This is a genomic window from Pseudoalteromonas sp. SWN166 (assembly GCF_015864485.1).
Classification (GTDB): domain Bacteria; phylum Pseudomonadota; class Gammaproteobacteria; order Enterobacterales; family Alteromonadaceae; genus Pseudoalteromonas.
The window spans coordinates 38,778-53,296 of record NZ_JADYXB010000004.1 but is presented as its reverse complement, the minus strand read 5'-3'; the positions used below and the strand labels follow the sequence as shown (position 1 = coordinate 53,296).

General features: G+C 35.8%; 7 protein-coding genes. All 7 read left to right on the top strand.

Features of this window, described 5'->3' with window-relative positions:
* Positions 1-149: 149 nt before the first annotated feature.
* The 7 genes from I6F49_RS03605 (at position 150) to I6F49_RS03575 (ending at position 14,506) form a co-directional block, all read left to right on the top strand.
* A complete protein-coding gene (locus I6F49_RS03605; RefSeq protein WP_197178470.1) occupies positions 150-2,492 on the top strand; it encodes a DNA polymerase II in 2,343 nt (780 codons plus the stop codon).
* Positions 2,493-2,740: 248 nt separating this feature from the next.
* The gene (locus tag I6F49_RS03600; protein WP_197178468.1) at positions 2,741-5,356 is read left to right on the top strand and encodes a TonB-dependent receptor domain-containing protein; all 2,616 of its coding nucleotides are present in this window, start codon (positions 2,741-2,743) and stop codon (positions 5,354-5,356) included.
* Between the two features lie 809 nt (positions 5,357-6,165).
* Positions 6,166-7,038 (top strand): class I SAM-dependent methyltransferase, encoded by an 873-nt coding sequence (locus tag I6F49_RS03595; protein WP_197178466.1) that lies wholly within the window; start codon positions 6,166-6,168, stop codon positions 7,036-7,038.
* A 763-nt stretch (positions 7,039-7,801) separates the two neighbouring features.
* On the top strand, positions 7,802-10,429 hold the full coding sequence (locus I6F49_RS03590; protein ID WP_197178464.1) for a TonB-dependent receptor plug domain-containing protein: 2,628 nt from the start codon (positions 7,802-7,804) through the stop codon (positions 10,427-10,429).
* Between the two features lie 927 nt (positions 10,430-11,356).
* Entirely contained in the window at positions 11,357-12,235 is an 879-nt protein-coding gene (locus tag I6F49_RS03585) for a tetratricopeptide repeat protein (RefSeq protein ID WP_197178462.1), read from the top strand.
* Between the two features lie 92 nt (positions 12,236-12,327).
* The gene (locus tag I6F49_RS03580) at positions 12,328-12,630 is read left to right on the top strand and encodes an H-NS histone family protein (RefSeq protein WP_197178460.1); all 303 of its coding nucleotides are present in this window, start codon (positions 12,328-12,330) and stop codon (positions 12,628-12,630) included.
* Positions 12,631-12,754: 124 nt separating this feature from the next.
* Positions 12,755-14,506, top strand: coding sequence for a DEAD/DEAH box helicase (locus I6F49_RS03575; RefSeq protein ID WP_197178458.1), 1,752 nt, complete (start codon positions 12,755-12,757; stop codon positions 14,504-14,506).
* Positions 14,507-14,519: the final 13 nt, after the last annotated feature.

Genomic DNA, 14,519 nt, shown 5'->3' with positions numbered 1-14,519 from the left:
TTTAGAGTTATAAGAGTGTAACTACAAGAAGTGATGAAATTAATTTAGCAAAATAAAGTCTCTGAGTGTTTATTTTGGTTGAATGTATGGCTTTAAAGCATTTTGAATTAAGTAAAAACTTACATATATATGTATAAGGTTTAGTAATAGTGTACTTAACAGGCGGTTTTATTGTTTCTTCTCATGCTTATGATACTGCAAACGGCATATGTTACGAAGCGTGGTTTTGTAGTGATAAAGGACCTATAAAAACGGTGTCGGCTAACGAAAATGCACTGTTTTTTATCAAAAGCAAAGATGCTGAAATAGCGAATGAAATATTAGTAGCTGAATCACTTAACTTTAATATTAAAAGTCTTGAGCTAAAAAACTTTCAGCAAGAAGATATGTCGGCCTGTTACTTCAAATCACTTAAACATTTTTATTCTGCTACTAAAGCTTTAAAGCAACGTGGAGTTGTATTATTTGAAGAAGATATTCGACCAATAGAGCGTTATTTAATGGAACGCTTTATAAAAGGTGGAGCTTGGATAACGGGTAATGTATTTAAACAAGATGGCTATACATTAATAACCGACGCTAAATTAAAAGCGAATGAAGAATATTCCCCAATCCTTAATAAGCTCTCGTTAGACATTGAATGTAACGAAAGTGGGGTTTTGTTTTCTGTTGGACTCGTGGGCTGTAATTTAGACTGTGTTTTAATGATTGGCGAGCCAGATAGAGAAGCTACCAACCTCGAGTTTGATATTATTTGGTGTGTAGATGAGGCTGAGCTGTTAAAGGGGTTAGAGCATTTTATTAAGCTTAGCGATCCTGATGTAATAATTGGCTGGAATGTAATTGAGTTCGACTTTGCTGTTATTCATGAAAGAGCTGAAGCACTCGGGATTAAGTTATTACTGGGTAGAGGAAATCAGCCTTTATATGTTCGAAAAGGGCACTTTACTCGAGTATCGATCCCTGGGCGATGTGTAGTTGATGGAATAGACACTTTAAAAAGTGGCACATATAGCTTTGAGAGTTTTTCGTTAGCTAATGTTTCAAATCAAGTGTTGGGTGAGTCTAAATTAATCGATACGGCTAATAGTCTGCAAGAAATTATTAGGCAATTTAATGAAGATAAGCTTTCTTTAGCAAAATATAATCGACAAGATTGTATTTTGGTAAAGAAAATTTTTGATAAATTAAAGCTACTCGATTTTTCTATTATAAGAACAAAGCTTACGGGATTAGAGCTTGAAAAAAAGGGCGGCTCTGTTGCTGCTTTTATTAATATGTATTTACCATTACTGCATCGCAGTGGTTATGTTGCCCCAAATATGGGCGATCATGGACTTACATTTGAAAGCCCTGGTGGTTATGTCATGGAGTCGATTCCTGGCCTTTATAAAAATGTCATTGTTTTAGACTTTAAAAGCCTATACCCCAGTATTATGCAAACTTTTTACATTGATCCACTAGGACTAATAGAAGGTCTGCAAAATCCTGAACATAGTGTGCAGGGATTTAATGAAGCCGTATTCTCGCGAGACAAGCATCACTTACCTTTACTCGTTAAAAGCTTAGCGTCTCAAAGGCAGCTTGCCAAAGACAACCAAGACCAAATGCTCTCTCAAGCAATTAAAATAATAATGAATAGTTTATATGGCGTTCTAGGCTCAAAAGGATGTCGGTTTTACGATCCTAGGTTATCGAGCTCTATTACGCTAAGAGGGCACGAAATAATGCTACAAACTAAAAAGTGGATAGAGGAACTTGGTTATAGCGTTATTTATGGCGATACCGATTCTACGTTTATTAAGTTGGATGATGAGCTAACACCAGATGAGTGTAATGAAATTGGTGCGTTTTTAGCTAAAAAGATAACTACAGATTGGGTTAATGAGACTAAACAAACGCACAACTTAACAAGTCATTTAGAAATAGAGTTTGAATCTCTTTATAGTCCTTTCTTTTTACCAACCATAAGGGGGAAGCTAGTTGGCTCTAAAAAGCGCTATGTCGGTAAATTAATTAAACCAAACGAATCAAAACTAGTATTTAAAGGATTAGAAACGGTAAGAAGTGATTGGACTAAACTTGCTCAACAATTTCAGTTCGATCTATTTACTGGTCTTTTTGATGGAAATTTAAACATAAATGACCTTGTAAAAGACTATACAACAAAGCTATTTAAAGGTGAGTTTGATGATTTACTCATATTTAAAAAGAGATTAGGTCAAAACTTAATCGATTATAAAAAGAATATCCCTCCTCATATTCAGGCAGTTAAGAAACATCAGAAAAAAAATAGCGAATTTACAGTTAATAGAGGTGAATTTGTTACATTCGTTTACACAACAGGCGGAGTTGAGCTGTATCAAGGCCTTCATAGCTATGACTATGCAATTTATTTAGAAAAGCAAATTGTACCGCTTTTAGATATGGTAGAGCCATTAATTAACCGAAATGTAAATAATTCGGAGAGAAATCAGTTTAAATTATTCTAATTTATACCTTAATGAGATGTATTTGATTACATAATCCACTTTTTCGCTCTTAAATTGTACGATAATTCCTGTTTTATAAATAAAATCACTAAAAAACCTCTTTAATAATTAATATTTAGTTAACAGAGGTTGGCTTTTTGGTTTTTTTTGTTTATTATTTGTTTAAATCACTGTTAATAGCATGTGATTATAAAAAAATAATTAAATAATAGTTGCTTCTATAAAGTTGTAACACCAGGGAGAATCAAATGTTAAATAATCAAGTTTCAAAAGCAGTTCGCTTAGCGATTGCGTTTGGTGCAGCATCCACTGCTGCATTTTCAGTAAGTTCATTTGCTGCGGAAGAAGACGGAGTAGAAAAAGTAGAGCGTATAGAAGTTACTGGTTCGCGTATCAAACGTACAGACCTTGAAGGTGCTTCACCAGTAAATATTATTACGGCTGAAGACATGCAGATCGAAGGTAACTTCACTGTAGCTGATGCACTTCGAGGCAGTAGCTTTAACTCGTTCGGTTCTTTTTCAGAGCGTTCAGGTAGCTCTGCACAATCTCAAGCTACGATTAACCTACGTGGTGCTGGCTCTAGCCGTACACTAGTGCTACTTGATGGCAAACGTATGCCTGGTTCACCAACTCTTGGTGGCCAATCAGCAAATCTAAACTCAATTCCAATGGCTGCTGTTGAGCGTATAGAAATTCTAACTGATGGTGCATCTTCAACTTATGGTTCAGATGCAATGGCTGGTGTTGTAAACATCATCATGAAGAAGAATTATGAAGGTCTTCAATTCCAAGGTGAAGCAGGACACCGTGATCAAGATGAAGGTACAACTTCATCTAGCTTCTCTGTAACTGCTGGTTACTCTACAGATAAAGGTAACGTAACATTTGCTTTCGATCATCAGAAACGTGAAGGTATATCTGATGGTGACCGCGATTACACTAAAGCTTCAGCAACAGACCTTGATGGTGATGGCGTAATTCAGGCGTACGAAGAAACTAAAGGCTGGTCTATCTATGGTGCTACAGTTGCATCACCTGACTTCTCAGAAGCGCAAGCATCACCAATATGTGATGATTTAACAGCAGAGTACGGTGAGGATACTTTCCGTAAGTTTGCAGCTGACAATGATTGGGGTAGTGAAGGTTCTACTTATTGTATGTTTGCTTTCGCAAATGTATCTTACAACAAAGCTTCTATTGACCGTAATACTGTATATTTAGATGCAAATTATGAATTGAATGACGATATAGAATGGTATGGCCGTGCTATGTTTGTTCAAAATAGCTCATTTGGTCGTTATGCTCCACCTGCCGCAGCATGGAATAACTTAGCAGCAGATAATGAAGCAAACCCTTATGATGAAGAAACAACTGGCTACTGGCGTTGGGCTGGTATTGGTAATCGTGATGGTAACGTTGATGATTACAGCCAAGACTACCTAATGGGTCTACGCGGTGATTTAGAATGGAATAACGCATCTTGGGATGTTTATTACCATACTAACAAGGCGGACAACAAATCTGTAGGTACTTACTATCTTAGCTACGGTGGTTTAGCTTATAACCAAGCAAATGGAATCGATTTAGGTTCTGATGAAGGTGTTGCAAATATGAAAGCAACAACTTTACAAAGTTCATCTTCTACTTTTAACCAGTACAATGCAGGTATCGGATTCGATTTGTTTGAGTTGCCTGGTGGAACTGTAGCGCATTATTTTGGTGCTGAATTTTTAGAACAAACGTATGCTGATATTTATGACGGCCAATCAGAAGCTGGTCTAATTGGTGGCTCTGCAGGTAACTCTGCGCTTGGTGATCGCGATATTACAGCTTTCTTTTATGAAGTTGCAATGCCTGTAGTTGACTCGCTAGAAGTTAATATTGCTGTACGTTACGATGATTACTCTGACTTTGGAGATAACGTTGCTCCTAAGATATCTGCTCGCTGGCAGGCAGCTGATACAGTTGTAGTTCGTGCATCTTACTCTGAAGCGTTCCGCGCACCAGGTCTTGATCAATTAAATGCTGCAACTACATTTAGTGCTGAATCAGCGATTGATTACTCTCAAGGTGATACATCATCTAAGCAAATTGATACATACTACAAATCAAATACAGAGTTAGGTCCTGAAACATCAGAATACACTAACTTAGGTATAGCTTGGGATGTGATAGAAAACTTCGGTGTTAAAGCTGATTACTTCAATCTATCAATTGATGATGTTATTCAAACTAAAACTGTTCAAGGTCTTCTATCTGATGAAGCTGCGGGTAGAATAACTGCTTTCGCACCTGGCTCTGATGTAAGTAATGAAACTTTTTACTTAATCCGTTCAGAAACAGGTCGTTTATTAGAAGCTGGTACTGGTTACTTCAACGGTAACGGTTTTGAGATTGAAGGCTTAGATTTAACTCTTTACGGTAATATCGATACTAGTGTTGGTGAATTCCGCATGAATACCGTAAATAGCTTTGTGTTATCTTACGATGAAGAGCGTGGCGGTAGAGTTTATAATACTGCGGGTTGGAGTGGTCAACCTGACTTCAAATCTAACACAACACTAACTTGGGCACTTGATGACCATAGTGTTGCTTGGAACATGAACTACACGTCATCTACTTCTGAGAATGAAGCACCAAATGAAGACGGTATATTAGAGCAAGATGGTGAGCTTGACGATTGGTTGATTCATAACCTTACATACAGCTATAACGCTGGTGTTTATGGTACAGTTCGCTTATCTGTAAGTAACTTAACAGATGAAGATCCTGTACTTACATCTACAGGTGCTTATGATAACGCTGATTTATATAATAACTATGGTCGTGATTATCGTATAAACTACACAATTAACTTTTAATCGTTAATTTGTTAGTAAAAAGGGCTGAATTTATTCAGCCTTTTTTTTATGGCTTGTATCCCGCTCTGATATGTATTTAAACATTTAGGATTTATACATAAAATATCTGATAACCTCTCGTACTAGATGTTTACGACAGTATTATAGTTTTGACTTTAAATTAGCCCATCATCAAATAAAACAGCCTAAAAGTTATAATATTTACCGTTATCTCGAAAAATAAAATGAAAAACTATACTGAATATAATGCTTTGAAGGTATGGTATGAGTTTAAGAATACGCTTTTATTAGGTCTCCAGTCAGGCAAAGAAGCCCGAAACAACAAGTTAACAACGGTTAAAGCTCTTCATTTGTAACAACACAAGCTCTATTTATTAGGCGGTTTAATATATTAAAAGGCAATGTTAATAGCTATTATCAGTAGGCGTTTTTTAATGATTTGAAAAACACATGACTAAGATAAGATATAGTGTTTTTTCATGCTCTTGCCTTGGGAGGGTGACCCACATGTTTATAAATATATACTAAACACAAAACGATAGATGACAATGTTTGCAATTAATATCAACATGTATTTACATAGAGAATAAACGAGATGTTTAAGCTAAAAATTTTATTGAATAAATGTAACCCACTAAATAAGCTTAATAATACTCGTTGAATAACTCATATTTATATACAATGAAACGAGACTACACTTAAGCTTAGGAATGAAAAAACCGGATTAAGTGAATAAAAAAAGCAATGACCCGAAGCGGTTAGCTTTCTATTAAAATCTTCAATCTATCTCAGAGCAGGGCAAGATATTTATGAAAAACTATTGGAGTGACTATTGGGCTCAAGGCTATCTGACCTCATTTGGGCAAGATATAAAGAGCAACTACACGGGTAAATTAAAATCTTGTTGGTTAAATTTTTCTGAAAAGTTAAATAGTAACGATAAAGTACTTGATATTGGTACTGGGAATGGTGCTCTTATTCAATTAATTCAAGATAGTAGTAGCGTTAAATTTAATTTTGTAGGGGTAGATAAAGCAGTTGTTAAAGAAAAGGTAGTGGGTATAGAGTCATCAATAATTTTATCTAATGTAAGTGCTGAACACTTGCCTTTTGAAACGGAAGAGTTTGATGCGATAGTAACTCAGTTCGCTATAGAATATAGTGAATTAGTGCGAAGTATTCCAGAACTTTTTAGAGTGTTAAAACAAGGAGGCTTATACCAAGTTGTATGTCACGAAATAGATTCAGACATAGTGAAACCTAATATACTAATATTAGAGTCTGCAATTCGGGTGCAGAGTGAATTATTAGCTCCTTTAAAACAATTAATAAACGCGCTAAAAAAAGAAGATAATGACCTGATTAATAATAATATTTCTATTGTTAATAAGTGCGTGGAGTTAGAAAAAAAGATACATCCACTTGCAATTAGAGGTACCAGGTATACTGATTTTTATCATTTCATTTTAAAAAATAGAAAAATCGATCTCGAAAAAGCCTATTACCTGTTTTCTCAAGAGTTAGAAGGGCTTATTTATAGATTATCAGACTTAAAGCAAGCTGCTTTAAGTGCCCAGTATCTTAAGCAAATATTAGCTTCAGAAGGAAGTGTGTATAAAGAAACTCTTATTGATTCAAATAAAGAGTATATAGGCACGCTTTACAGAGGCTATAAACTATAAAAGTGAGTTTTATTAGCTTGCTTGTAAGTTTATATTAATATTCCTACCTGTTTAAAAGTAATAAAATCTCTTCACCTATAGTGATGCCACCAGGGCAAATCTAATGAGGCTGTCACTTCAATTGATAAAGTCGCAGCCGCCTTCATATCCTTTAAACAAAGATTTATTAAATTGCGTCATTTAAAGCTCGCTTCAAGTTGACTCAACCGTCCGATGCATAGAGTCCCGTTCCAGTATTGTTGAGTTATAAGAGTCATCAATAGCGTCATATTGCATGGCTCATAACGATAGCGCATCTTCTCAGCTACTTTGGAAAAGGCACCATACATGTGCGCATATTTATACTCTTGCTTTATAATATTGTCCTTAGCCACTTTATTTTAAGACTTTCTGTGCGTGATTTTTGGTTCGTTTTTACCCCACTATCAGTTTGCTACTTTTACATATATGTTCTTCTATCGGAAGAAGATTAGTAACTTATACAAGGTCACTCTTAGAAATGTTTGATTCTGAAGTTTGACTTATTTTAGAGTTTTTTTGTTCAAAAAAAGGCAAAGAACAGTATTTCGCAATAATGCATAAATGGCATTGTGTTTATTTTTTGTTTCATTAAGGTGTTGTAAATAAAGAGATTTATTTGGTTGCCTAGATGTTGACCTTTTGCATAAATTGAGACTACTATTCAAATCGAAATAGGTACTGTGATTACTTACAGACCGTTTCGAAAACAAAATAATTAAAATAGTATTCTAGGGAAAATCATATGTTAAATAATAAAATTTCAAAGGCAGTTCGCTTAGCTATCGCTTTTAGTGCGGTATCCACCGCTGCTTTTTCTGTAAGCTCTATGGCAGCAGAAAAAGAAAAAGTTGAGCGTATAGAAGTAACTGGGTCTCGCATTAAGCAAGTTGATATGGAAACATCATCACCAGTAACTGTTATTACCGCTGCAGATCTACAATTATCAGGTGAAGCATCAGTTGCTGATGTTTTAAATAATACTTCTGTAAATAGCTTTGGTTCATGGCGTGGTATGTCTGGCTACGGTAACGGCGCAGCAGCAACAAGTAATATTAACATGCGTGGCCTTGGGGCTGAGTACACATTAGTGCTACTTGACGGTCGCCGTATGCCTGGTACAAGTTCTTCTTCAGGCGCTGCCGCAGATACTTCTCGTATTCCAATGGCAATAGTAGAAAGAATTGAGATTCTTCGCGAAGGTGCTTCTGCTGTATATGGCTCAGATGCTGTTGCAGGTGTTATTAACATTATTACAAAAAAAGACTTTAACGGATTAAGTTTTTCATATGATACTGAACTACCTAGTGCTGAAGGTGGTGATACAAATCGTTTTAACGTAAGTACAGGTTACTCTGGTGAGAAGGGTAATATTACATTAACTTATGAATATTATGATGCTGAATCAGTATTCGATAGAGATATTTGGAAATTAAATGATGAGACTTATGCTGATTATTCATCATATAGTTCAGTTCCAAATGGTAGTGGTGATAGTGGTTGGGTTACAAGCCCTACTATGTGTGCTGAATCAAATAATACTGTAGATGGTGGCACTCGTTGTTTATATAACTATGGTGCAGTAACTAAGTTATTTGGTGATACTACTCAGAACTCAATGCTTTCAAATTTCAATTATGAATTCACTGATAACTTAAAGTTCCGTGGTCGTGCAAGTGCATCACTTTCTGAAACAGATTCTCGTTATGCAGGCACACCTGTATCAACAAACCAACCAACTATGTTGGCTGATAATCCTTTAAACCCTGTCGGCGAAGATCTAACTTTATACATGCGTTCAGCTAATATTGGTGAGCGAGATACTCGAACTGAAATTAATAGTATTGATTTCTTAGGTGGCTTAGTAGGCTTTGTAGATGTTGCCAACGGTATTGACTGGGAATTTAATGTACAGCACAGTCGCTCTACAACAAACTCATTTAATACAAACCTTATAAATGATGATGTTGTTCAGAAGCTAATAGATAGCGGCGAATATGACATTTTTAATACATCAGGAATGAGCTTTGCTAACTGGGATAGCAGCATGAAAGACTTGTATGGCCAAGCTGCTCATACAGGCGTATATCAAGCTCGCTTTACAAGTACTCAATTTGACACAGTAGCGTCTACATTATTGTTTGATAATGGTGATGTTTCTATTGCTGGTGTAGTTGGTGCTGAATTTGAGCAAGTAGAATTTGAGCAAATGAGTGACCCTCAATCGGCTTCAGGTCGAGTATCAGGTGGTTCAGGTGGTGATGATGTTAATGCAGAGCGTGATAGAACATCTGTATATTCAGAGCTTCAAGTAAACCTACCTTACAATGTTGATATTAAAGCTGCTGTTCGATACGACAAGTACGAGCAAGAAGGTGATGTTGGTTCACAATTTGTATCAGGAACATTTGATAATGTTGCTCCTCAAATTGGTGTTGCATGGCGTCCTTCTGACGCGCTTTTAGTACGAGCTAGCTGGGGTGAATCGTTCCGTGCACCTAACATGGGCGAAATGTTCTCTAGTCAGGCACTAAGTTTTGAAAAAGCTTACGATACAATTTGGTGTGATACGCAAGGCAATGCAGGTTCTGATGCGATTTACTGTAACCCAAATGCTTCACAGCAGCATAAAACTTGGTTTGGTGGTAACCCAGATCTTGAGCCTGAAGAAGGTGAATCATTTACAACAGGTTTTGTTTGGAATGTAACAGATGACTTATCTGTAGAACTTTCTTATTACAATATTAAGCTAGAAAATAGAATTGCAGCAGTAAGTGTTGAGCGTCTATTAAAAGATGAGCAAGACAATGGTTCAAACCCTGCAGTAGTTCGCGATCCAAATACAGGTCGTATTGATGTAATGTATAGCTTTGACCAAAACATGGCGAGTTTAGAAACATCAGGTTTTGATTTTAAAACAGCTTACATGTTTGAATCTAGCATTGGTAACTTCGCTCTTAAAGGTGAATTAAGCTACGTAAGTGACTTTGAAGAAGTAACAGAGGAAGGTGCTGACGCATTCGATTACGCTGGTTTACAAGAGTACCCAGAGCTTCGTGGTAATGTTACTTTTGATTGGACAAACGATGCATTTGGTGCGGCATGGACCACTTATTACATAGGTGACCAAGACTCAGGTAATGAGGAGTATGGTGTAACATATTTAGCTGATATTCCAAGTTATATTAAGCACAATATCCAAGTATCATATAACCATGAATGGAATGGTAAGTTTGTACTAGGTGTGAACAATGTGTTTGATAAAGAGGCACCACAGTTAAACGATGGCACCAGAGGTTATCGCGATGCTTCAACATCATTGTATGATGTTTTAGGCCGAGCTGTATTCTTAAAAGTTGAACAAAACTTCTAAGAATATTCTTATTGATTATGTCTCGTCTTAAAATATATAGACGATTATAATAAAAGGTCAGTTGCTTATGCTTCTGACCTTTTTCCGTTGGTTTAGTATTTCATCTTGAAATTTAAATTATGGTTTATATTTACTTACTGGTTCAACTTCTTTAACCAGGAAAAATAAAAAATTATAAATTCAATGCCTTTCCAAGAACGAGTGTAGTGCTTATCGCTTTCTCCTATTTTGTTGGCATACCTTTGCTAAAACTCGTTTCAGCCTTTAACTGATTAAATTCGATATGTCTTTTAGTCATTCAAATATAGAGGCTGCACCTTCGCGCTGATTAGGTGCTTACCTTGCCAGTTTTACCTCTATTAAATGTACTGTACTGACATAGTACCTACGTCATAACTCTCTGCTAGCTTTGGCTTGTTTAAGGGATACATATTTTCTGCGATAATCAAACCTATCACAGTAAAAACATTTGCAATATGGGTATCTATACATAACGAAGATGACGGCTAAGGATATGATACAAAAAAGATTATAAACAACCTCCTCTTGTTTGCTATGGACATCATTTTTCGAAATATTTTTAAATGACCGAATATTAGGTATGGGAATGCTCCCAAGAAAAGGAATATAAGCTCAAATCAGCTAAAGTTTATGATATTGCTATGTGTTTATAGGTAAGTTCACCTCTGTTATCTTTTTCTAAAGCAACTAATTTAAAAGTGATTAAACGATCATTAGGAGTTCATTTTATTGTTAGTCTATACACGCCCCTACTTTTTATTGGAAAGCATCAATTTTATTAAATTTTAAATTAAATTGGGAAATATCTTAATTAATGTTTATATTTAACGTTGTATAACATTTGAACTTAGCAAGAAATAGAGTTTGAAACTGAACAATGGATATAATTCTTATAAAGAGGGAAATATGAAAACAATAATAAAGTTAGTATTTATTTTAAGTATAATGCTGTTTAGCCAAAATAGTAGCTCAGAAGAAATTACTGAGTGTGATACAAAAGAATGCAAACAACGGTTTAAAGATTTTAAAAAATACGCTCGGAAAGACATCCCACAGGCGACAGAGGTATTAGGAACATTTTATTACAAAGGATACGGCATAACAAAAAATCATAGTAAGGCACGACGCTATTTTTTGAATAGTGCTAAATATGGAAGTCCTACAGCCCAATTTAAACTAGGATTAATGTATTTAAATGGTGAAGGTGGGGATGTTGAAGTCAAGAAAGGTATTAACTGGCTTGAGTGGGCAGCTAAAAATGACGTTATAGCAGCAAATTACTTTTTAGGATTATATTATCTTGAGGGTAAGTTGATTGAAAAAGATTATAAAAAGGGTAAGGCTTATTTGGAAACTGCATCCAACGAAGACTACCATAAAGCTCAGTTTGTCTTAGCAAAGTACTATGAAGTAAAGGAAAATAATTTAGAAAAAGCTGTTGAGTATTATAAAAAGTCAGCATATTTTATAGAAGAGTCTAACCTTCGCTTAATAGCTTTAGGTATAAAATCACCAGAAACAGATCCTGACTTGTCAATAGAAAGAATTGAAGTTAAATCAGAATCGTTAAACGACATGTTTGATGAATTGTTAGCCGCGCTTAGATATATACCCGCTCCAGGTAAACCTACTGGCTCTAATGTTGTGGGAATGGGCTGCCGAAATCATGATTCTAATTGCGGATTTATTGTGGACCCAACTGAAATTGAAAGGTTTATTAGAGATATGCAATGGCAGTTTTCAGATCCAACACTAACACGTGCTATGAGACCAGATGATTTGTAAACTTAGCCCAATTAATGATATATACTTGGCTTGTACAAATGTATTAAATTACAATAATAGTGGTATTTAATTTAAAATAACGAGAGATATAAATGAAAGCAGTCCGATCTTTTATTAAAACAGCATCATTAACAGAGCTTGAAAAAGCTCAACAGCTTATCAATGATGCAATTTCAAAATATACCCAGCAGCAAAAAGCGAAACAGGAAGTTTTGGATCTTTTAAAAGAAAAAGGACTTACGCTAGAAGATTTACAAGATGGAGCATCAGACAAGCGCACTAAAGTTAAGCCTAAGTACCGTATGGAACTTAATGGTGAAACTATAGAATGGACTGGCCGTGGCCGTCGTCCTAAAGCGTTTGAAGGTGTTGAGCTTGAGAAGTTTTTAGCCTAAAGCTAAATATAAGAGAAGCTTCGGCTTCTCTTTTTTGTTTACCCCTCTATTAAATAAAATTAAAGTTTAAAACTCCTAGCCATTATTTGCTAAAATCTCCTTATTCAAATCCAATTATTTTCCCATGAGCTATAAACTAAGACCTTACCAGCAAGAAGCCGTAGAACGAACCGTTTTACACTTTAGAAAGAGTAATGATCCTGCCGTTATTGTGCTACCAACTGGTGCAGGTAAAAGCCTTGTTATTGCTGAACTTGCCCGTATTGCTAAGCAAAAAATATTAGTACTTGCGCACGTTAAAGAGCTGGTAGAGCAAAATTCGCAAAAATATAAAAGTTTTGGTTTAGAGGCGAGTATATTTTCAGCAGGTTTAAAAGAAAAGTCATTAAACCATCAAGTAACCTTTGCCAGTGTGCAATCACTTTCTCGTAATTTAAATAAATTAAATGAGCATTATTCGTTACTTATTATTGACGAATGTCACAGAGTAAACGGAGATAAAAAAAGCCAGTACGGAAAAGTAATAAACAGTTTAAAAGAGTATAACCCCCATTTAAAAGTATTGGGTTTAACCGCAACACCTTATCGATTGGGAATGGGGTGGATTTACCATCATCATTATCATGGATTTGTTAAAGGGACTAAAGAAAGCCCGTTTAAAAGTTGTATTTTTGAATTGCCGCTCAGGTATATGATCAAACATAATTATTTAACGCCGCCAAACGAAGTTGATGCAGCGATTAGCCATTATGATTTTTCATCTTTAGATAGTAATGCATTTGGGCAATATACGTCTGATGATATGAATGCGCTTTTAAAAAACAGTGAGCGCGCAACGAAAGCTATATTACAGCAAGTAATTCAATACAGTGAAGAGCGTGAAGGTGTTATGGTTTTTGCAGCCACGGTATTGCATGCTCAGGAAATATTAAGCTATTTGCCAGCTCATCAAAGCGCGCTTATAACAGGTGATACGCCAAATACTGAGCGCGATAAAATCATTAAGCAATTTAAAGCTAAGCAATTAAAGTATCTAGTTAATATATCGGTACTAACAACCGGCTTTGATGCGCCACATGTCGACTTTATAGCTATTTTAAGACCTACAGAATCGGTTAGTTTATATCAACAAATTGTGGGGCGAGGCTTGAGGCTATCTGAATCAAAAACGGATTGCTTAGTAATAGATTATGCTGGTAATGGTTTTAATTTATTTCACCCTGAAGTGGGTGATAAAAAAGGCGATAGTGATAATGAACCTGTGCAGGTACTTTGTCCTGGCTGTGGTTTTGCGAATATATTTTGGGGTAAAACTGATTCCGCAGGAAAAGTAATAGAGCACTTTGGCAGGCGCTGTAAAGGGCTGTTAGAAGATGATGATGGGCATAAAGAGCAGTGCGATTATCGTTTTAGGTTTAAAGAGTGTGAGCAGTGCGGTGCCCAAAATGATATTGCTGCACGACAATGCCATGATTGCGGCGCTGTAATGGCCGACCCGGATGATAAGTTACGTAATGCGTTAAACCTAAAAGACGCACTCGTATTACGTTGTAGTGGTTTATCAGTAACTCAACTTAAAGATAATTTAATTAAAATAACGTATTTTGATGAAGATGGCGCAAGTTGCGATGAGATATATAACCTCGCAAATAAAGGTGGGCAATTTATATTTAATAAGCAATTTGGTCTGCGAGTAGGGCTTGGGCAAACACCGATAGACTTTAAAACGGCAGAGCAGGTAATAAAAGCACAATTTGAATTAGTGCCACCGGATTTTGTTATTGCTCGAAAAAGCAAAAAGTATGGTTGGAAAGTGGCTGATAAGCTATTTGACTATAAAGGGAACTTTAGAAAGGCAAATCAGTTAAGCCGCTAAGCTTAACTGACAG